The 21,090-nt window shown below is 66.9% G+C and carries 17 protein-coding genes and 1 pseudogene; 5 read left to right on the forward strand and 13 right to left on the reverse strand.

Going from position 1 to position 21,090, the window contains the following annotated elements; all coding sequences use genetic code 11:
- Positions 1–10: 10 nt before the first annotated feature.
- The 6 genes from AB0I77_RS30160 to AB0I77_RS30185 all read right to left on the reverse strand — a co-directional run bounded on the left by AB0I77_RS30160 (position 11) and on the right by AB0I77_RS30185 (position 4,955).
- Positions 11–262, reverse strand: a complete 252-nt coding sequence (locus tag AB0I77_RS30160; RefSeq protein WP_363285879.1) for a hypothetical protein — start codon at positions 260–262, stop codon at positions 11–13.
- Positions 263–403: 141 nt separating this feature from the next.
- On the reverse strand, positions 404–2,629 hold the full coding sequence (locus tag AB0I77_RS30165; RefSeq protein WP_363285880.1) for a cell division protein FtsK: 2,226 nt from the start codon (positions 2,627–2,629) through the stop codon (positions 404–406).
- An 82-nt stretch (positions 2,630–2,711) separates the two neighbouring features.
- Positions 2,712–3,095, reverse strand: coding sequence for an RRQRL motif-containing zinc-binding protein (locus AB0I77_RS30170; protein ID WP_363285881.1), 384 nt, complete (start codon positions 3,093–3,095; stop codon positions 2,712–2,714).
- Complete coding sequence (locus AB0I77_RS30175) at positions 3,092–4,222, reverse strand: conjugal transfer protein (protein WP_363285882.1); 1,131 nt, start codon at positions 4,220–4,222, stop codon at positions 3,092–3,094. Before AB0I77_RS30175 ends, AB0I77_RS30170 begins: the two co-directional genes overlap by 4 nt.
- Positions 4,219–4,668, reverse strand: coding sequence for a Pycsar system effector family protein (locus tag AB0I77_RS30180; protein ID WP_363285883.1), 450 nt, complete (start codon positions 4,666–4,668; stop codon positions 4,219–4,221). The genes AB0I77_RS30175 and AB0I77_RS30180 overlap by 4 nt, the downstream gene beginning before the upstream one ends.
- Positions 4,665–4,955, reverse strand: coding sequence for a hypothetical protein (locus AB0I77_RS30185; RefSeq protein ID WP_363285939.1), 291 nt, complete (start codon positions 4,953–4,955; stop codon positions 4,665–4,667). Before AB0I77_RS30185 ends, AB0I77_RS30180 begins: the two co-directional genes overlap by 4 nt.
- Positions 4,956–5,346: 391 nt before the next feature.
- Between AB0I77_RS30185 and AB0I77_RS30190 the strand changes: the two genes are divergently transcribed.
- Entirely contained in the window at positions 5,347–5,682 is a 336-nt protein-coding gene (locus tag AB0I77_RS30190) for a winged helix-turn-helix domain-containing protein (protein ID WP_363285884.1), read from the forward strand.
- Between the two features lie 158 nt (positions 5,683–5,840).
- Positions 5,841–7,088 carry an XRE family transcriptional regulator gene (locus AB0I77_RS30195; protein ID WP_363285885.1) on the forward strand — a complete coding sequence of 416 codons (1,248 nt, stop codon included), beginning with the start codon at positions 5,841–5,843 and terminating at the stop codon, positions 7,086–7,088.
- A 546-nt stretch (positions 7,089–7,634) separates the two neighbouring features.
- On the opposite strand, the pseudogene AB0I77_RS30200 reads toward AB0I77_RS30195, so the two are convergent.
- The 5 genes and pseudogenes from AB0I77_RS30200 to AB0I77_RS30220 all read right to left on the reverse strand — a co-directional run.
- Positions 7,635–8,584: pseudogene (locus tag AB0I77_RS30200) on the reverse strand (site-specific integrase); the annotation flags it as partial.
- 179 nt (positions 8,585–8,763) lie between these two features.
- Positions 8,764–9,669 carry a hypothetical protein gene (locus AB0I77_RS30205; RefSeq protein WP_363285886.1) on the reverse strand — a complete coding sequence of 302 codons (906 nt, stop codon included), beginning with the start codon at positions 9,667–9,669 and terminating at the stop codon, positions 8,764–8,766.
- Positions 9,666–11,879, reverse strand: coding sequence for a hypothetical protein (locus AB0I77_RS30210; protein ID WP_363285887.1), 2,214 nt, complete (start codon positions 11,877–11,879; stop codon positions 9,666–9,668). Before AB0I77_RS30210 ends, AB0I77_RS30205 begins: the two co-directional genes overlap by 4 nt.
- Positions 11,880–12,175: 296 nt before the next feature.
- Positions 12,176–12,709 carry a DUF6415 family natural product biosynthesis protein gene (locus AB0I77_RS30215; RefSeq protein ID WP_363285888.1) on the reverse strand — a complete coding sequence of 178 codons (534 nt, stop codon included), beginning with the start codon at positions 12,707–12,709 and terminating at the stop codon, positions 12,176–12,178.
- Entirely contained in the window at positions 12,706–13,200 is a 495-nt protein-coding gene (locus AB0I77_RS30220) for a hypothetical protein (RefSeq protein ID WP_363285889.1), read from the reverse strand. The genes AB0I77_RS30215 and AB0I77_RS30220 overlap by 4 nt, the downstream gene beginning before the upstream one ends.
- 226 nt (positions 13,201–13,426) lie before the next feature.
- On the opposite strand from AB0I77_RS30220, the gene AB0I77_RS30225 reads away from it, so the two are divergent.
- From AB0I77_RS30225 to AB0I77_RS30235, 3 genes are all read left to right on the forward strand, one after another.
- A complete protein-coding gene (locus AB0I77_RS30225) occupies positions 13,427–14,170 on the forward strand; it encodes a helix-turn-helix transcriptional regulator (protein ID WP_363285890.1) in 744 nt (247 codons plus the stop codon).
- The gene (locus tag AB0I77_RS30230) at positions 14,170–14,640 is read left to right on the forward strand and encodes an NUDIX domain-containing protein (RefSeq protein ID WP_363285891.1); all 471 of its coding nucleotides are present in this window, start codon (positions 14,170–14,172) and stop codon (positions 14,638–14,640) included. Before AB0I77_RS30225 ends, AB0I77_RS30230 begins: the two co-directional genes overlap by 1 nt.
- Positions 14,641–15,225: 585 nt before the next feature.
- On the forward strand, positions 15,226–16,941 hold the full coding sequence (locus tag AB0I77_RS30235; RefSeq protein ID WP_363285892.1) for an AAA family ATPase: 1,716 nt from the start codon (positions 15,226–15,228) through the stop codon (positions 16,939–16,941).
- 431 nt (positions 16,942–17,372) lie between these two features.
- Here the strand turns inward: AB0I77_RS30235 and AB0I77_RS30240 are convergent, their stop codons facing one another.
- Positions 17,373–19,187 carry a stealth family protein gene (locus AB0I77_RS30240; protein WP_363285893.1) on the reverse strand — a complete coding sequence of 605 codons (1,815 nt, stop codon included), beginning with the start codon at positions 19,185–19,187 and terminating at the stop codon, positions 17,373–17,375.
- Positions 19,188–19,298: 111 nt separating this feature from the next.
- Complete coding sequence (locus AB0I77_RS30245) at positions 19,299–20,996, reverse strand: stealth family protein (protein ID WP_363285894.1); 1,698 nt, start codon at positions 20,994–20,996, stop codon at positions 19,299–19,301.
- Between the last annotated feature and the right edge of the window lie 94 nt (positions 20,997–21,090).

The raw sequence follows: 21,090 nt of genomic DNA on the forward strand, positions 1-21,090 counted from the left end.
CCGAACGGGGTCAGCGGGTGCCGGCGCGGTAGGTGCGCGCGGCGCGGTTGTAGATCCAGCGGCCGACGCGTATGCGCTTGCCGGTGGCGTCGCAGCGGCGGCAGTCACGGCCGCGCTTGGTCTTGCCCTTGCGGTCGGTCTTGAAGCCGTGGCCCATGCCGTCGCACTTGCGGCAGTCCCCGAACGGGCTCAGCCAGCACTTGACGACGTAACCGAGCGTGACTATCAGGAGGAACGCGGTAGCGAGGACTGCAAGGCTCATCAGGGGCCTCTCAGAGGGGGTTCGAGGGGTTTTCGCAGGTCGGCCGCTACGTGCTAGCGACCTGATCAGGGGCGGTTTGGGTCGCTAGCAGGGTTGCTACCGGTAGCGACGTCTGCCGCTACCGGTAGCAGGCTGTGAGACCTATCCGGCGTCCCGCTTCTGGTTGCGCTGAGTAATCGCGGCGGCGATGTCGTCGCGCTTAATGCCGCGCTTGTTGACCTGTTCGCCGTCGATGCGCCGGCTGATCTGCCCCGTGCCGATGCCGTACGGCTTGAGCGCGGCGGTGAGCGCTTCCGCCTTGGGCTTGGGCTCCAACTCCGCCCACGGGCCGTAGACGTCCGGGCGCACGTCGGCAAGCCGGTCCACGACCGTTTCCGACCACACCTTGGTCTCGCCCTTGCCGAGCACGGCCGCGACGTCGTCAAGGATCGTCGCGGACGTCTCCGCCGCCGGAACCTCGCCGACCGCGTCACCCGACAGGGTCCCCTCCGCCTCGCGCAACGCGGCGGCCCTGGTCAGGACACGTTCGGCGTCGCGGCCGTCGGCGAGGTAGGTGCGCACGATCCCGGAGTCATCCGACATGCCCTTGAGCAGACCCACACCCTTGTGGGACTTCAGCAGCTTGGACGCGTCCAGCCCCTCCGAGTACGACCCCGCACCAAGGATCGTGTCCGACACCTGGTAGGCGCCGACCCGCAGGGCGAACCGGGCCTGATGCTGGTCACGCAGCTCTGACGGGCACGCCTTGTCGTCCGGCTTCTGCGTCGCCGTCATCACGGAGACACCGACGGCCGGGGCGACCCGGGCGAGGTAGACCATCAGGGACAGAATTTCCTTGCCGTGCTCGGGGTGGGTCAGGTACTCCTGCACCTCGTCCACCACGAACAGCGTGAGGGGCATGTTCAGCTTCTTGTCCCGGCTGATCTCCGGGGTGAGCTTGCCCTCCGGGCAAACGTGCAGCGGCAGTTCCGAGAGCCGGTGGTACCGGTCCTCCACATCCGCCTTCAACTCCCGCAGCGAGGTCAGCAGATGCCCCACCGGGTCGACCCCGTTCTTCGGGACGATGCCGAAGCCGATGCGGTGCGCGACCAGCGCGAACTTGCGCCAGTCCGGCGACGCCTTGCCGTCGAACACGTACAGGCGCACGTACGGGTCCAGCGCGGCGGCGAGCGCGATCGTGCGGGCGGAGAACGTCTTGCCCTGACGCGGCACGGCGCCGACCAGCAGCGACAGCCACAGCATGGTGGCCATGACCGGGTTGCCGCGTTCGTCGACACCCCACGGGAACGGCTTCCAGAAGTCCACCCGCGTTGCCCCCAGCAGCGGGGACTTGCCCGACGGGACGGCTAGCGGGTCACGGTCGGCGATCCAGTACGACACCCGCCGCCCGCTCGTCTCGTCTTTGTCGAGGAAGAGCTGAGTGGGGGCGATGTCCATACCGGAGGCGAGACGGGCGTGAGCCTTCATCGCGTCCTCGAACGTCCTGCCGTACGGCAGATCCACGATCACGCGCCAGCCGTCCCCGTCCCGCCCGATCGGTCGCGGGAAGGCAATCGTCTGATCCTTGGTGGTCAGCCCGGCCGCCTCGTGCGCACGGATGACGATGTCCGAGGACAGCTTGCGCTTGCGGAACGTCACCTTGGCCAAGTCGATGAGCGGCCGGTCGGCCGGCGCCCCGACCACACCGAGGGTGGTGGTCAGCGTCGCCATGGCCAGCATGAGCAGCCACGACGGCGCCATGACGTACAGGGTCAGCGCAGCGGCCAGACCGACGAAACCGGCGAACGTCGCCACGATCCCCCGCAGCCGGACACGGTCGTTGCGCTGCCGCGACAGCTTCAGGTACTCCGCCGCATCCTCGTTCGCCACGGAGGCGAGCCGCAGCGCCTTGCCCTCCGCGTCGAACACCCACCGGCCGATCGCGGTCGACCACCGCCACGCGCCGCGCGGCGAGTACATGCAGATCTTCGGTGTGTAGACCAGCGGGAGCCGCACGGCGTGGTAGCCGACCACAGCGGAGTAGTGCCGGACGGCCCACTTGCGGACCGCCGTGCGCTGGTCAGGGAGCTTCACCCAGTCCGGCAGCACCGGCATACGGGCCTTGTCCCTGGCCTCCATCCATTCCGCGACCGAGGGCGGGTAGACCTCGCGCGGCGGGTCGACCGGCGCCCCCTCGCTCAGCCCCTCGGCCTCCGGGTCGTCGGTGTCGGGGAGTTCGGCCTCCCACTCCCCCGGCTTCACCGCGCCCTCGCCGGTCAGCGCGGCAGGGTCGGCGGGGTCGGTCTTCTTCTTCAGCGGGAACGGCACGATGTCGGCCGTCGGCTGTTCGGTGCCCTCCGGGGGCGGGAAGGCGGTGGTTTCCGTCACGATGTACGCACTCCTTCGGGAGTCGAAGGGTCCGGCCGGCTTGCTGTGGAAGGTGGGCGGCCGGACCCGGGTTCGGGGTAGTTCAAGCGGCGCACTGTTCCTCGGGAAAGGCGCAGGTCACACAGGATCCGAGCGAGGTGGGGATCACGTATCCGGCGTCCCGGCCGCACTCGGGGCAACGGCGGCGGGCGGCATTGGCCTTGGCAAGCGCTGCCCACCTCGCCGGGGTCATCGGCCGCACCGGACGGGCGAGGTCGACCCGGTACAGGTACGCGGTCAACGGTTCGCGCCGGCGACGCGGCCTCAGGATCTGAGCGGCGATGTCCTGACCACCCGGCCTCAGTCCACGGACGCGGAGTTGGCGGCGGGTGGCCAAGTCGTCGGGGGCGTATCGCCACGGGTAGGTGGGGATACCGAAGCGCTCGCCGTCCGGGTCGAAGCAGTCGGCGAGGGTCAGCCGCTTCACGCGGCCTTACCGCCGTCGGCGGCCCGTTCGGCGAGGATCGTGTCCCGCAGCGTCCGCGCGTTCGCCGGCGAGGTGTGGATCTCGCGGCGGATGCCTTCCGCCGTGATCCGGCTGTCCGGCCAATCGGCGGTCGCGGTGCGGGCCTCAGCGAGCAACTGATCCGCCGTGCGCTTCGGTCGGGGCGACCGGGCCACGTCGGGAACCTTGCCGGTCGCCCGACGGGATCGGGGGGAGTCGACCGCCACCGCCCGCCGCCCGGCCGACGCACGGTCGGCCTTGACCGGGTCGACCGTCGGGGCGATCGCGGGTACGGGCTTGAGCGGGAGAGTCGGCTTCACGAAGTCGACTGCCACCGGATCGGCGACCGAGAATCGAGTCAGCACCACCGACGGCGCCGGGGTCGATTCCCGCAGGTCAGCCATAGACCGATTCCTCACGGTCTCGGTGGATTCCTCCGCATTCGTAACCGGGGCGGGGGCCGGGTCGGTGCCGCCGAACATCGACAGGAGCGCGGCGTTCGCACCGGCGGTGACGCGGTCGCGCTGGACTTCCAGCAGCCTCGATCCGAGCGCCGTGTCCCCGACCCCGACTTTGCGGGCCAGACGCCATGACGCCCGGTCCGACCGCTTCCTGACCCGGTCGCTGGGGTGGTGGGCGGCACGGGCGCGGTGGTAGGCGAGGGCCTGCACGATGTCGGCGGTGTGCCGCTCGTTCTCCGCGTCGCGGCCGTCGGTGTGGACGACGATGCGGCGGGCGAGGAACGCCATGCCCTCCGCAGAGACGGACATGCCCATCGGGGTCAGCGCGTAGACGACCGTCCGGCCCGCGTCCGGCGCGGCCATGGCGCCCATAACGGCGGCGGCGGCCGGTAGTGCCCACAGTCCGATCCGGACCACGCGCGGGGAGGACTGGCCCAGCATGGTCAGACCCAGCAACACCAGGGCGAGCACCGCCGTGGCGCCCTCACCGGCCCCGAGGGCCCCGAGCGCGGTCCCCTTGCCGTAGGCGTGCCCGATGTTGCTGTAGGTGCCGATACCGCCGACCACGCCCGTGGCCAGCATCGGCACGAACGCGGCCGTCAGCACACCGACCTGAACCCTCGTCAGAGGCTTACGAGTCTCGCTCATGCCGCACCTCCCAGGGCGAACACGACGGCCAGGATGAGCAGGGCTCCGCCCGCGCACGTCAGGTCGACCGCGCGGCGCAGGCAGGTGAACTTGGTGACCGCAAGCCGAGACAGGCCCGCGATGTCGGCGGCGAGGTCCCGGGACGCGGCGGTGTCAGTGATCTGCTCGGGGGTGAGCGTGGCCCACAGCGGGAAGCCGTGACGGCCTCGCAGATTCGGGCGCACCGAACGCAGCAGCAGACCCGCCGCCCCGACCAGCAGCGCCAGCCCCAACCCGCCCGCCACGTACGAGGGGACGTTCAGCGACAGGTCACGGGCGACCGTCCAGGCGCCGGCGAGCACCGCGCCGACGAACGCCAGCAACAGCGCCGTCTTGTTGTCAGTCCGCGCGATCTCCGCCTTCACCTCAGCGTGCGCGGTCGTCAGGTTTTGCGTCACCGCGCTCATGCCGCTTCCCCCGTCCCCGACCGCAGGCCACGAACGGAACGGAGGAACGGCACCGTACGGGTCAGCGCGTCGGCGTACAGGGCATCCCAACCGGCGATCTCGTCACCGGCCTCGCCCATCTCCCGCAGGTCGGCGAGGACGTCACGGGCCGCGTCCTCACGGGCCGCGCGCTCGTCGTCCGCCTCGAACACCAGCGGGCCCCGGAACAGGTCGACGTCGATACCGAGCGCCAGTTCCGCGAACTCCAGGTCGCCGAACACCTCGTGACCGGCGACGAAAGTACGCATTCGCATGGTGGATCTCTCCATTCAAGAACGTCGGGATAGGGAGATCCGGCGCGGCGGGCTGTCCTGTCCGGGAGTGCCGCCGCGTCCGGAGACGAAGGCCAACGCCGCATGTCGCGGCGGGCCAAGAGCCCCGGGCGAGATTCGATCTCGCGCCCTCACGGCTGGGTGCCGGGGCCGATCTTTCAAAGCACTCTGTTGAGTTCTCAAGGAACCGGCGCTTCCTTCGTACTCACCCCCTCGGGCTTTCCTCCGGGCGCTGTCTGTGCAGGTCAAGCGGTTTCCCCTTTGAGTCGGGGCGACCTCTCGCTAACTAGCTTGCACTAGTCTGCTGTGGTGCACAACCCTTGCGGGGTGATGCGCACTAGTTCGCTGTGGTGGGTACGCTCAAGACATGACTGTCACAGGAGGGCCCAAGCCGAAGGCGGTGCAGGTCGCAGACGCGCTTCGCGACGACATCAAGAAGATGAAGCCGGGGGAGAAACTCCCGTCTCAGCGAGACCTGATGGACCGCTTTGGGTTCGCCAGCCAGACCATCCAGAACGGGCTAGCCGCACTCCGGGCCGAGGGGTTGATCGTGTCGGCGGGGAACTTGGGCAACTTCGTCAGCGACGGGTCCGCCCCGGGTGGCGACGTACGTGATGACATCAAGGAAATCCGCTCCCAACTCCAGGCGTTGACCGAACGGCTCGAAGCGCTGGAAAGCCGCTCCGCACCAGGTGGCGCTTGATCTGCAACCAGCATGGGAGTAACGGAGTGTGTGAGGTAAGTGACAGCCAGGGGACGGCGAAGGAGAGGTGGGGACATGTCCGGTGACACCCCTCTGTCCCCTTCCCTGTCCCCCCTGTCCGCGCGCGAGACTCAGAGTAGGCACTCGGAGGAGGGCGCATGACTGATGACAGGCCCGCATGGGCGCGACGCATCGCTGCCGAACGACAGGCGCGCGACTGGTCACAGCGTGACGCGGTCAGGGCCCTGCGTGCGCACGCGCCCACGGAGCTGCCGGCAGAGGACAGCATGATTCGCCAGTGGAAGCGCTGGGAGTCCGGCCAGGCACCGAACGACTTCTATCAACCGATCATCGCGGCCGTGTTCGGCACGGTCACGCACGCTCTCTTCCCCGCGCCGTCTCGCCGGGACGGAGACAAGGAGATCTTGGCAGCGAGCGGCATGGAGACGCTGGAGATCGTGAGTCGCCTGAACCGGTCCGACGTCGACAGCGCGACGCTCGATGCTCTCCGAATCACCACGGACCGCCTCTGCTCTGAGTACCCGTTCATGCCGAGTGCTCAGCTTCTCGTCGAGGGGCGCCAGTGGCTTCGCCGCGTGGTTGACCTGCACACAAAGAGCCTCACCCTTGCCCAGCATCGCGAGGTGCTCGCGCTGTCGGGTTGGCTCGCCTTGCTGGTCGGCTGTGTCGAGTACGACACAGGGGACCGCCACGCGGCCGAGTCGACGCGCCGTGCCGCTCTGTCGCTCGCGACCGAGGCCGACCACCCCGAGGTGGCGGGTTGGGCGCACGAGATGCGGGCGTGGTTCGCCCTCACGACCGGCGACTATCGCGGGGTCATCGCGGCAGCGCAAGCCGGGGCAGAGGCCGCAGCACACCATGGCGTCGCCGTGCAGCTCGCCGGCCAGGAGGCCAAGGCATGGGCGCGACTCGGGGACCGTCGACAGGTTGAGGTGGCTCTCGACAAGGGGCGTCGATTGCTGGAGGGGATGCCGTATCCCGAGAACCTGGACAACCACTTTGTCGTGGACCCCGCCAAGTTCGACTTCTACGCGATGGACTGCTACCGGCTGGTTGGGGAGGACCGACTTGCGCGGACACTCGCGGAAGAGGTGCTGCGTGCGGGAACTGACTTCGACGGCACGGAGCGGAAGCCCATGCGGAACGCCGAAGCGCGGGTGACCCTGGGGGTCACCGCAGCGCGAGAGGGCGACCTCGAACAAGCCCTCATCCACGGCGAGCGCGCCCTACAGGGCGAGCGTCAGTCGGTCCCGTCCCTGCTCATGACCAGTCGAGAACTCGCGGCCGTCATGAGGCAGCGCTACAGCACCGAACCGGCTGCACAGGACTACCTGAACCACCTGCAAGATCTAGGCAGGGAGAAGCCGGGGTTCCTTCCGTCCTGACCCCTGACATGACTGTGGCCCACCTCGTTGGAGGTGGGCCACAGTCATGTCAGTCCCATGCTCGGCGGAAAGACTTCCAAGCCTTTACCGCGCGTGCCCCTTCGTTGAACAACGCTCGAAGGCTCGCTAGAACAGCCGTGATCACCTCGAAGGCTTCAACGATCATCGTCGCGGCAGAGGGACCCCGCCCATCACTGCCGCCAAAAGCTGCGGATTCCATTGCGCCAATGTAGCCATCGGACAACGACACCACCTGCAAGTTCCCTGACTTGGCTACCCGTTGTTCATCGGCACCGCTCGTTGTCCTGGTCTTTGTCCAGTACGCCGACGACCGCCACCGTTCACCGCCGTACGCGCACCCCCTCTGACCTGCATCGTGAACCCCTACGAACGTCTCCGTACGGCCATGCGGACAGTTGGAAAGCGTGTTGGGGGCAACCCCTCACGAGTTCGAATCTCGTATCCTCCGCCAGTGCCTCACCGGGCACGACTCGAAGGGCCCCACCGTTCGCGGTGGGGCCCTTCGACGTTGTCCGTCTCAGTTGGAGGCTCCCAAACCATGATCGAGCCGATCACGACGTCCGGAACGCCGAGGATCAGGAGCACGGTCGCGGCAGTGTGGCGAGCGTCATGAAGACGACCGTCCCGGAGACCGGCATCCCGAAGCAGCCGCTTCCAGGTGTGGAAGTCGGTTTTCGGGCTCAGCGGCCCGCCGGTCGGCGAGGCGATCACGTACCCCTTGCCCTCCAGTCGACCCCGGCCGCGATCCGCTCCCGTTCCTGCACTTCCTGGTGCTGGCGGAAAATCTTGATCACCGGGTCGGGCAGGCCGATGGTGCGCCGCCAGGCGCGGGACTTGGTGGACTTGTCCTCGCGACGGGTCCGCTCCCGTCGCGGGAAGTATCCAGCCAGCCTCCGCCCGCATGGATCATCCCCTCAGCCGTGGGCGTACTTCGGGCGCAGACGGTTCTTGCGGATGCGGACGTAACCGGCGTCCAGGTCGACGTCTTCCCAGTGGAGCCGAGCGCCTCGCCTTGCCGGAGACCGAGCGCTGGGGTGACGACCCAGCGCGCGCTGTTGCGGAGCTTGGCCGCTTCGACGAGGACGCTCTGTACCTCCTCCGTCGTGTGCGGCTCGATGTCCCCCTCTTCGAGGCGCGTCGTCGGGGACGAGGTGAACGCGGACGTCGACCTCATAGCCGTCGTACGTGTTCTCCGAGACGTACGGCTGGGCGATGTTCTCGACCCAGCGCTCAAGCCAGGACTGGACCGTCCAGCTCTGCACTCGATCACCATGGTCCGCCCGTCCGGGAGACGGCCGACGACGTCGGCGCCGTTGTCGTTCGCACCGCCGGGGTGATGGCTCGGCTGGCGCGGCATCAGGAGGAGCACGGTACGCGATGCGGCACCTGAGCAGCGTGGAGAACGGCGGCTGACCCCCGTCCGAGAGCTCGTTGTTGATGCGGCCCTCACCGTCGTTGGGGCCGCGGCTGATCAGGGGCGACGTGGCGACCTCTCTGGTCTCAGTTCGTCGCCCAGGCGGGCACTACGACACGATCAGAACCCGACTCATCTGCTTCAGCGGAGCCGGCTTCATCAACAAGGCACGCGCCGCGGCGGAAGCCGACTCTGACATCCATCCACTCCTGACCGGAGGGAAACGGCGCGGATGTCCCATCACGCTGGGGGCCAGGGCAGCGGCTCGGGGTGCCGGCGCCACCACCAGCCCCGCGCCCTGCGCGGTTCGTCCCCGCAGAGTTGCTGGATCAGCAGCCCTTGATGGTCCTCGACAGTGAGTGAGGCAAAGGTGGCGTCCAGTTGTTGGAGGGCTGTCTGAAGGCTCTGTGATGCCGCTGGTGGCAGTTGCTCGCGGATGTTTTCGAGGCCGTCCCGCGCTTCAAGGCGGCGTCGGTACAGGTCTGGTGGATACCAACCGGATCCCGCCCAGCCCGACGCCATGTGGTTGACGAGTTTCTCCCATGCGCCCAACTGGGTTCGGGCGTACCAAGCAGCTTCGGATTCCTCCGGTGGTGTGCGTCCGGCTCCGTCGGTTACGGTCCCAGTGGACGCTCGCAGCTGCGATTCGAAGGTGTCGGTGAGCGGCGTGGCGATCGGCAGTTCCGCCACCACTTCCGGAATGCGCGTGACTTCTGCGGTGGGCAGTTGCCGCACGTACTCCTCGACTGCGTCAACGGTGTAGGTGCGGTCCTCGGTGTCCGCGACGAGCAAGCGGGCGCGGGTGAAGCGTCCTTCTGCCGTGGCCACCCGGTAGGCACTGGGTGGCGCTTCCTCAGCCGGGAAGAGGACGGCAGTGCCGGTGGCAGAGGCCAACCGAGAAGCCACCTCCGCCTCTGACGGCCGCTGAGTCACTTGCTCCTGGACATAGATGTCCAGTGACCAGGCGACATCCCCCTGGATCGCGGTGTACTCGCACGAGACGAGTGCCTCCCAGTTTCGCTGGTCGGGATCACCGTAGGCATCGGCCACATCCACGTCTCGCGCGTCGACCTGGAAGATCGGACCGAGCGCGGCGGCGAGACGGTCGGGAATGACGCTGGTAGTGATCAGCAAGTTGTAGGTCACGGGTAGATTCCCTTGTAGATCTTGAGCGCCTTTTCGACTGCTTCCGGGTTGTTCACGAAGCGGGGGTTCCTCGTCAGCTGTGGTGCGGCCGAGATGTCGCCGTTGGCTCGGGCCACTTGTTGGAGAGCGGCGTATTCGTTCCTGTCCAGTTTGACGATGCCTGGTCCGCTGTCCGGGTAGACAGTGCCCGTCTTCTCAACGCCGTAGGAGCGTCCATTGACCACGTAGCGTTCGGTGTTGCCGTCGAACCGAGCCTTGCCCCGCGCAATGTCGCTGATGTCCTGGGCTACTTCCGTTTCTCGACCGCGCACAATGACGCTGTTGGTCTCTTTGACCTCGCCGCTTTTTGAACCGGACACCGTGTGCCGGGAATTGGGGAACCGCAGTTCCTTGCCGGCTGCCGGCCCCTTGATGTTGTCGGCCGCCTGCCACGGCCCCTTGCCAGGACCACCCGACCCGGAGGTCCCGCCGCTTCCCGAGGACGACGAACTGGAAGATTGGCCGCCTTGGCCGCTACCCCCCGGTGCCCCGTGGACCATAAGGAGAACACCGGCGGTCCCGAGCCCCGCGGCCTCGACAGCGGCAACGGATGTAGCCCCGGCAGCTCCCGCGAGGACACCGCCTCCGGCGAGTGCGAGGCCGCCGGGAGGAAAGAGCATGATCAGGGCCGCGAGAGACAGGATGGTGAGGGCGAAGCCCGCATACATTTCCAGGTCTTCCAGAGCCGCCAGCAGCATTGCTAGGGGCTCAGCGGCCTCTCCGTCCAGCGGGGTACCACGGTAGTGGCCGACCAGCAGCAGCCCGGTGGTGAGCGCGGAGCCAACCGCAGTGAAGACGCGTAAACGCAGCACAGCATGGGGTTCTGCCAGCGGTTGTCCAGAGGCGGTCCGCCAGGCGCGTATGAAAAGCGCGAGCTGAACGACGCACCAGACGAGCCCGGCTATGCCGAACCACATCAGGACCGACGGGCCGATGCCGGTGGTGAAGGACTCCTGCAGGCCCTTGGTCAAGGTGAACGAGCCGACGCCCAGGAAGAGCAGGGACGGCAGCATCAGTACGAGCGGAATGGCCAGGAGCGGCCAGCGGCGCCGCCACGGCCGGCTGTGGCGAGTTGCCTTGAGGTAGGCACGTATTCGCCCCGAGTCCCATACGCCCTCGCGGTCCGCCGCGTCGATCCGTGCCGCAGCATCCGTCACGGCCTGGTGCAGCAGCTCAAGTCGCTCGGGGGCGGTTCGTCCGGCGGCGTAGAGGAGAGCCCTTCGCATGCGGGCGAAGCGCAGCGCGATCACCGCCGTCCACGGCACACACCGGGCACCGAACCCTGCGAGGGCCCCGGTTCCCGTTCGACCGGCCCGCTCGGCATACAGCAAGACCGCCGGCATGCCTCGTTTGCTGCGCCGCAGTTGGCCGAAGTCCAGCGCCATGGCGATGACCAGGCACACCAGTGGCGCGTAGGCGACCAGGTCATCGGCGGTGCCGAGCAGCCACTCGGCCCAGCCGGGCGGGTGGGCATCACGGCTCCCGGTGTAGTTGACCAGCGCGTGATGGCCGATCGCGTAGCCCATCGGCAAAAGGCCGAGCAGGCGCCGCCAGCCCCGGCCACGCAAAAGGAGCCCGGCGCCGAGTGCGCCGACGGCACCCCAGGCGAGATGGAGATTGGTGGCCAGGCTGGGCTCGGTGAAGCTGAGATCCAGGCTCCCGAGCGAGGCCGGAAGCCACGTTGTCAACACCGTGTGCCAGTCAGGGATGTAGGTGGCACTGAGGCTCAGGCCGCCCGACAGCATCCACCCGCCCTGTGGGTACGGGGAAGCCCGCTGGGCATCGAGCAGGTGGGCGAGGAGAACCTCGAACAGCCCCAGGCCGGCACCTGTCGCGGCGCCAAGGACGACATAGTCCGCAAGCCCGAGCTGGTAACGGATCTTGATGTTCAACCCGGCCAGTAGCAGCGGGGCCAGCTTCGCGAGTTCCTCCACGACCGGGACGAGCGTGTAGCTGCCGTGCCCCATGGCCTCCCGAAGCGGCTGCTGCGCACTCGAAGCCACGGCGTGGGCGTATCCGAGTTCGATCAGCGCAGCGACAACCCCGCTCCCGTACACGCCGACCGCGACAGTCAACAGCAGCGTCGACAGTCGCAGCGATCTCACCGGCGAAGCCAGCACCGCCAGTTGCAGCACCCCGTAGATTGCCGCTGCAACCATGATGATCGACACACGAGCCCCCGCTTGGCCATGGCGTCACGCTCAGGAAGCCCTGACCCTACAAGGCCAGCAAACATGTCATGCGAGGGGTCGGTTACAGCTCAGCAAATGATCAGGCTTTGACTCGGCAGAACGTGGACAGAACAGGCAACTGTCGAGGTTACTGAGCGGGCCGAAGGTCTCAACGGCGTACCGGAACGCCGCAGTCCACGACACACAGTGTCCGGAGGCGTTCGTGGAACTCGCTGACAACCGGAACCGGCTGGCGCGATCCGAGCTGGTCGACGTGTTCCGTCTCACCTTCCGCCTCATTCCGGTGTTGTGGCGGGGGCGGGGCAGCGCCGTGCCTGCCGGTACTCCTCGTACAGCCGGTCGGCGGTCTCGCACGTGCCGATGACCTTGCCGTCGTCATTCACCGTCCGGCAGGCCGGGCACCCGGGGCAGTGCAGCAGCATGCGTCGGTACGCGGCCCGCTCGGGGCCGCTCGGGCATCGATGGTCCCGGTTCTCGTAGTGGTTGCACAGGGCGATGACGGAACGGGCGAGGCGTTGCGTGTGGGCGATCCGGGCGGAAGAGGTACGGCCGGGTTCCGCGCGCAGCCGCAAGCGCGCCTCCCCGATGCAGAAGAAGGCACAGACACGCGGCAGGTCGTCCTCGGACAGGTCCGGCTCAGCCATCTCGATCTCGGGAATGACGAGCGTGAGGTGTCCGCGCAGTTGGAGCGTGAGCGTCTCCGACTCCTCGGGGGAGAGCGCCTCGGCATCCTCCGTCAGTACGCGCTCCGCACAGGCGCGCATCACTTCGAGGTCCAACGGCAGAGTCTCAGTCGCGGGCTCGGTCACGACTCGTCCTCGTCGGCAGAGGAGTCGCCCCGCATCACGAGCGCCAGCACGTCGGCGGCCTTGCACAGGCGGCCCGGACGGGCCATGGGCACTACCCAGTACGAGGCCAGCGTCTGCTCGTCCGGCTCGGTGCGGTCGGCACGCGGCACGCCCAGGTAGGTGTCCTCTCCCAGGCACTCCGCGACCGGTGCGAGCCACGCCTGCGCGGTACCGGGCGGCACGAGGGCGTAATAGCGCCGGAATCCGGGGTCATGGATGACCGGGCCGCCACAGAGGTACTGCGCGAGCCGATCGCTCACGATGGACAGGGCGTCGCTTCCAGCAGCGCCGTGCACGATCCCCTCGGGAAGGCGGACCGCCTCGAAGCGGCTCCCCAGCGGGATCAGCGCGAGCCTCGCGGCGCTGCCCCACTCACTGCGTGCCGTAACCGGCGACGGGTGGGCGGAGGCCAGCCAGCCCTCGACGCTCCCGCGGGGCGACGGACTGGACAAGGATGTGGGAGTCGCCGCCGGGGTCAAAGTCTCTGCCATCTCGATCTGCACTTTCTGGGGTTGGCCATTTCCCCGGAAGCGGGTCAGTGGCGACCGAGGATCTCGTCTCGCGATCGTCGTGCGGATGCCCGGGACGGAGGAACCTCTCCCAAAAGCCACTTCGGGACGTCCTGCGGGCGGTAGAACGTCCCTCAAAGCGTCCCGACGTACCCCGGGGGATAACGAGATGCCGAATGAGAGGCTGAGGGCCGTCATGGCGGCCGGGGGCTGGACCTGCGAGTCCCTGGCCGCGAAGGCGAAGGTGGACCCCAAGTCCGTGGAACGGTGGGTGAATCTGGGACGCGTACCCCGGCGCCGCACCGCCCACAAGGCCGCCGAGGCCCTGAGGGAGGACGTCCACGCCCTCTGGCCTGCCCTGCGGCAGGCCAAGGCAGCGCGGGCGGTGAGCCCTGAACTGGTCACTTTGTACGGGCACCGGGCGGACGTGCCGGTGTCCGCATTCATCGATCTGCTCGCCTCTGCACGTGAGCGCATTGACGTCCTGGTGTACGCGGCAGTGTTCCTGCACGAGGCGTATCCCCGCCTCAACGAACTGCTGAGGGAACGGGCAGAAGCCGGCTGCACGATCCGCATCGCATTGGGAGACGCGGAATCCCCCAACGTCCAACAACGAGGCAGGGAGGAGAAGTTCGGCCACGGCATCGAATCGCGATGCCGACTGGCGCTCATGCACTTCCAGCCGTTGATCGGCGTAGCCGGCATCGAAGTACGGACGCACCGAACGACCCTCTACAACAGTCTTTACCGTGCGGACGATCAGCTGCTGGTCAACGCCCATCTGTTCGGCGTGAACGCCTACGCTGCCCCGGTGTGGCATCTACGCAGAAGTGACAATGGCGGCATGTTCGACATGTACGCCGACAGCCTCGACGCCGTGTGGGAGACCGCCCGGCCAGTGGAGGGGACCTAGTGGCCCGCACCGAATACTACGACGACCCCGAAGCCCCGGAACCGAACAGCCTCGTCGTGGCCGCCTCGGCAGTCGTCACCGACGACCACGGCCGCATCCTGCTCCAACGCCGCCGGGACAACGACCTGTGGGCCCTGCCCGGCGGCGGCATGGAGATGAGCGACTCCCTCCCCGGCTGCGCAGTCCGCGAAGTCAAGGAGGAAACCGGCTACGACATCGAGATCACCGGACTGATCGGAACCTACACCGACCCCCGGCACGTCATCGCCTACAGCGACGGCGAGGTACGCCGCCAGTTCAACATCTGCTTCCGCGCCCGCATCACCGGTGGAAAGCTGACCATCTCCAACGAGTCCACAGAGGTGCGATTCGTCGACCCATCGGAACTGGACGCACTGCCCATGCACCACACCCAGCGCCTAAGGCTCCGCCACTTCCTGGAAAACCGTCCGGCGCCATACCTGGGGTAGGACGAGGCCAGTGCACGGTCTCCAGTCCGTTCGAAATGCCGGACTGCAGACGCGCCTCGCTGCGGAAGCCGCCGCGACTCCAGAACCGCCAGGGACAGCCCGGTATATCTGCTCGACATCCGGCAACTCCACCAGCGCCAATCCCGGCCTCCTGCCACACGTCGCAACGACGCGCGCAGAAAGCCGATCACGGCCGCTGTCAACCATCAGGTGGGACCAAACGTCAAGCATCTCCCGGGACGGGACAAGCCCCAGCAGACCGACTGAGTTACAGCTTTCTCCTGGTTCAAGGCGGCTCGCTCCGCTCACCGCACGCGGCCCGACCCCCGGCCGGGCCTGCGCTCCTGTCTCCGCCCCGCTCCAGCCCGGCCGGCGCCCGTGCCGCGCGCACAGCAACCCGCCATCTGACCTCAGAGAAGGGGTACATCGTGGCTGGGGCGGCCGACTCCACGGCTTTAGCCACCTCCCCGGTCAGGGTCCCGCGCCGGGCAGGCCACCGGCCAAACCCGTTCCGCCGTCCTGCGAGCTCACGGCAATCTGCACGTTTGGGGCGTAGACACATCGATCACCTGGGATCATTCCGCCATGACGCAAGCTTCATACTCGCTTCCGCACTTGACCATTCAGGCGAACGAGGTCTTTCCCGGAACCTCGGAACTGAATCAGGAATTTCTCGCTCTGGACGACTGGTCGATGCCTGTTAGTTTTTTTGTGGGAAGAAATGGAAGCGGAAAATCGAAGACGGCACACGCCATCGCTCGCAGATTGAGCGATCAGACTAGAATCCTCTCCACCGACAGGCTCGCCGGGCTCATGTCATACGCGGTCTATCCTTGGGGTTCGATGCCGAATGACATGAAAGGAATTCCTATTGGCGAAAGGGAACGCCAACAAATGACTAGGGCCGCGAAAGATAAGGGCATGGGGAATGAGGAACTGTATTCCCTTAAGGAGCAGCCTGAAGTTTGGCTGCGGGTAGCAGCTTTCCTGCGTCGAGCCCTTGGAAGGACAATCGAACTTCGCGAGAGTGCAGGATTTCTCGACCCCTATGTACAGATTGACAATGTCGAGTACTCCCTACTGCGCGAAGAAGGGCATGGCCTCAGGGAACTTGTCGTCTTGCTGGCTGCCGCATACAGACAGGACTGGCAGCTCCTAATCGTGGATGAGCCTGAACTTCACTTGCATCCATCCATGGCTCGACTTTGGATTACCGAGCTCAGTGCAGAATGCGAACGATCCGGCAGAAGAGCGCTCATCATTACCCACGAGCCCACCCTAATCAAACCGAAGAGCGCGGATGACTTGGCGGCCATCTGGCACTTCAGTGTCAATCGCTCGCCAACGAAGCTATCCCGACACGTACTCGACGTGCAGCAGGGTCGTGTAACCGCATCACTCCAAGGTAATCCTCAACTCGTAAGTCAGCTCGTCTTCTCTCCGCGTCCGGTATTGGTCGAGGGGCCACACGATGTCGCCGCATTGACGGTTTCCCTTGCTCGCACCCAGCCGCCTGAAGTCGTGGCACAAACGGATCTCGTTGAGTGCGGCGGGAGTGGCGCCGTTGCGCTCTGGTTTGAGATCTGTTCAAAGATCGGATTGGACGTGAAAGCGGTAGCTGACCTCGATGCATGCTTCGCGCCAGAGGTTAGAAGGGTGATGGATGCAACCGATAAGGTCGTCGAAGGCTACAAGAATGAGCTAGCCGTTGATCCCCCCACCACTGCCAATGCACTAAAGCAGCTAGTCTCAGCGATGGATGCCGAAGGGGTGCCGAAGGACCCAAAGAGTCGGGGTGCATGGCTGGCGTCGTCGGTCCCTGCAAATTCGGGAAACTTTGTGAGGAAAGAGAAGCTACTTAACACCTGGAGAAGCGCAGGCCTTTGGTTGCACTCTCAAGGAACCTTGGAGGATGTGCTATCGATCGCAAATAAGGGTGCAGAGCAAGCAAGGATGGCCGCTCAGCAACCGGGTGCTATCGATGCCGTGAGCGAATGGTGCTCCTACTCGTTGGACCTCATGGGCGACGTCTTCATTCTTCTTGGAGCGGCCGTCGAGAAGATTGCACACTCGGTTATGGAAACGCAGCGATTGAATCCTAGAATTGCGATCTCCAATCTAGTGGGAGCATCCTCTAAAACCGATTCAAGAATCGTAAATATCGATTACGTCTCCGAAGGTAGACATCGCCTAACCGTGCATGCCCCGAAAGAATTTTCCGGTTACTGGGTAGAGTTTTCTAGGGATACGCCGTCATCTGAACTGAATTTGCGTCCTCCAAATATGGGCAGTGAAGGATGAACTCGACAGTGGCTGGTCGCCATCTGAAATACCCTGCTGCGGCCAACAGTAATTAGAAGGCCGTCGGTGCCCATAGCCGTGCCGCAAAACTTATGTCCGCAGAGGCTACGCACGCAAGTTCTCGATGACCGATCTATACAGAGCTTCGGATCCAGCAGGTGCGACCGAGGCAGGCACACCATGGCCGCACCACAAGCGCACCAGGTCGAGCGGGGAACAACGGGAAATCACGGTTAAAGGCGTCGACCTCGTCACGCGCGCACCCAAACCGTTCGCGCAAGTCAGCGCCCGGCCGAAGCGCATCGCCCGCCGTCGACGGCTCCCCGCTCATACATACCGGCGCAAAGGCTACCCACCGAGCTACGACTGGCCCGGGGCCGAACATGACGTGACCTGAAGAATCAAATGAAATGGCCCCAATGCCGGCACCGTCAATCGCGAAGCCGCGCCTCCTCCCGCCTCAGCTGCGGCGGGAGGCTCGTCGTAAGCCGCGCGACCGGGCGCGAGGTGGTTCGAGGGGCATCCTCGAAGCGGCTCGGGAATGGGTACTTCCGCTCCAGGAAGGTGTGGATGGCGGACTGGGCTGCCGGTCTGGTCGCGGGGGCGGTGTCTACGTCGTTGAGGCAGAAGAAGTCGATGTCCTCGCCGGCCGTGAGGCGGGCCAGGCGGCGGTGCATGTCGGGGGTGCCCAGTTGGACGTAGCGGAAGCGGTAGTCGGCGGGGACGGCTCGGCCCGTTGCGATGGCCCAGTGGTGGTGGAGTGTGGATGCCGGGGCTACGTCGGAGGTGGAGCGGAAGCGGGAGTAGGCCGTTTGCTCGAGTTCTTCGATTCCTAGGCTCTCCATCTCGCGCATGACCGACAGCAGTTGGGGGTGTGGGGTGTGCAGCGACTTGTGGGTGATGTGTCTGCCGTGGAAGCGGCTGATCAGCTCGCGGGCGTTCTTGCCGGCGGAGTTCGGGGCCGGTTCGAGTGGGTGTGGGGCGCCGACTCCGAGTTTCAGGGGGGAGAGCGGGATGCGGGCTATGCCGTTGCCGTGGAAGAAGTGCTCGGCCTGTACCGGGCGGTTGATGAAGACGTCGTCGTTGAAGTAGAGGTAGTGCTCCGACAGGCCGGGGATGTGGTGCAGTCGGCTCTCTATCGCGTGTGAGTTGAAGACGGGGAGCGCTTCGGCCGGGAGGATGTCCCGGTGGTCGATCACGGTCAGGCCCTCCGCGTCCGGGTTCAGCCAGGCGGGGATCTGGGAGTCGGTCACGAGGTAGACGTGCCGGACGAAACCGGCGTACATCTCCAGCGAGCGCAGTGCGTACCTCAGTTCGTCATGGCTGGTGTAGCGGGAGGCGCCGGTCTCGCGCGGGGCGATGGTGTGGTCGGAGAGCGCCTGGTGGGCGCGGCGCTTGGCCGCCATCGCCGGGTCGTCGCCGTCGACCCAGGTGTAGACGGCGTCCACGGGGAAGCGCACCTCGTCGATGCCCGGCTCGGCGAACGGGGCGAACGTCGGCACGCTGTGGCGGCGGCCCGTCACCGCGGCCGGCCGCTGCGCCGCCACGGGGAGCACTTCCGACACGGGGTTGGGGCGCGGGGCGACGAGCGCCGGGCCGAAGACGTCCGGCAACCGGCTGCCGGGCACGGTGAGCCACGAGGGGTCCGGGGCGGTGGCGAGGTCCCGGCCGTGGCACCAGAACTCGATGTCGCAGCCCGTCTCGAGGCCGGTGAGGACCTGGCCTTCCGGGCCCAGGCGCACCACGCCGGTGCGGAGCACCGCGGCCCGCCGCAGCGCCCTCGGCAGCTTCCCGTCGGCCCACAGTGCCGCGTGCGTCACGGCGCCGTCCGGCCCGACGGCGCCGACGTATCGGACGGTGCCCGCCAAGCGCTGGGCGGCCCGGGCGAGGACCGCGTCGCGGTGCGCCTCCTCGACGCCGATGACCTGCGGCGGCACGCCGTGCCCGGGGTCGGCGGGGACCTGGAAGTACGGGATGCCGAGCCCCTCCAGCAGGGTGCACACCCGCTCGAGATCGGCTTCGGCGGCGTCCTCTGCGGTGTAGGCGGCGACGGTACGGCCGTACAGCCGCGTCGGTCCGAAGGTGACCCGGCGCAGTCCGGGGACGGCGGCTCGCAGGCGCCGTCGGGGCCGGGTCGCGCGCAGCGCCCAGAGCCGGGCCGACAGCCAGAGGCTCAGGTGTGTCAGAAAGTCCCGGGCCGCTCGGATGCCCCCCGGCATTCCGAAGCGGTGGTGACGGATGTCCATTCCCCGCACGTTCATTCCCCCCATTCCCCCATTCCCCCCATTCCTCCGTTTCCCCTATTCCTCCGTTTCCCCTATTCCTTCATTTCCCCGTGCCCGTGCCGCCCAGCTCTGTTATTTCTGCTTCTCGAAGGGGCTCGCGAAGGGGAAGTAGTTCTCCAGGAACTCGCTCATCCGGACGCCGACCCGTTCCCGCTCCTCGGGCGGCACGTCGACGTCGTTGAGGCAGAAGAAGTCGAAGCGGCGGTTGCGGCGCAGATCGGCGAGGCGTCTTTCGGCGTCCGGGCGGCTGATGTTCACGTACCGGTAGCTGTACTTGCCCGGCACGCCGTGGCCGGTCATCAGCGCGTACTGGTAGAGCAGCGGGGCCGTCATGGCGATGTCCTGCGGCGAGCGGAAGCGGGATGCCGTGGTGCGGCTGATGTCCTCCGCGAAGAGCTCCTCGAGGGTCCGTAGGGTTTCGCGCTGTTGCGGCAGGGGGGTGTGCATGAAGTTGTTCGTCGTCATGCGGCCGAACTTCTCCAGCAGCAGGCGGCGGACGTTCTTGCTCGCGGAGTTGGTGGCCGTCTCCTCGGCGTGCGGCTTGCCGATGCCTATCTTGAGCGGAGACAACGGGATCCTCATCAGACCGCTGCCGTGGAAGAAGTGCTCAGGGGTGACCCGGCGGCCGACGAACACGTCGTCGTTGAAGTAGAGATAGTGGTCCGACAGGCCCGGGATGTGGTGCAGGCGGGTCTCGATCGCGTGCGAGTTGAACACCGGCAGGACACCCTCCGGGAAGATGTCGCGGTGGTCGACGACCGTGATCCCCGGGGCCCGGTCGTCGAGCCAGTGCGGCTTCTGGCCGTCGGTCACGAGGTAGATGTGCCGGACGAATCCGGCGTACATCGCGAGCGAGCGCAGCGAGTACTTCAGCTCGTCGTGGCTGGTGTAGCGGGAGGCGTTGGTCTCCTTGTCCAGGATCTCGGCGGTGCCGCGCTCCTGGTACCGGGCCCGCTTGGCGCGCATCTCCGGCTGCTCGCCGTCCACCCAGGTGTAGACGACGTCGACGGGGAAGGTCACGTCGTTCACGGTCGGCAGGGTGAGCGGGACGAAGCTCGGCAGCTCCCGGTCGCCGACGCGCACCGTGACCGGCGTCTGCTCGGACGCCGGCAGTACGTCCGTGATGCCGTTGTTCCGCGGCGCGATGAGGGACTCGGCGAAGATGTCCTCGGACGCCTGCGGCTGCACCTTGGCCAGTCGGCGAGGTCCGTCGTCGGAGGCGAGGAGCTGTGCCCCGTCCTCCCAGAACTCGACGTCGCAGGCGAGCTCCGGCCCGGCGAGCAGCTGGCCCGCGGGCCCGAGGTGGTTCTCCCCGACCCGCAGGGTGGGAGCCGTACGCAGTGGGGCCGGCAGGACACCGTCCATGAACAGGGCGGGGTGCCTGAGCTTTCCGCCGGGCAGCGGTCTGCCGATGAACACCGCCTTCCCCGCGTTCTGTGCCTCGAGGGCGGTGAGGAAACGCTCCCGGTCGACGGCGTTCACGCCGACCGTGTGGCGCGTACGGGAGGTCCCGACCAGGAAGTACTGGATGCCTTCCCGCTCCAGCGCGGCGACGACGAGGCCGAGGTTGGCGGCGGCCGCCTCGGCGGCGTTGAATCGGGTCACGACCCGGCCGTAGAGCTGCTGACCGCGCACCGCCACCGGGCGGAGCACCGGGTCCGTGACCGCTGCCCTGCGGCGCCGCCGCAGGGTACGCAGCTGCCACACCCTCTCGGCGGCCTTCCGCTCGACTCGCGGTCGCATCCGCCGGGCAAAGGAACGCACGGTCACGTTCTGAGCTCCTCTTCATGGACACCTGGAGACATGAACACCTGGAGTCATGAACGCCCGGACACCTGGACGCCTGGGCTTCCCTGAATATCCC

The sequence above is a fragment of the Streptomyces sp. NPDC050619 genome (genome assembly GCF_040654815.1).
Lineage (GTDB): Bacteria > Actinomycetota > Actinomycetes > Streptomycetales > Streptomycetaceae > Streptomyces.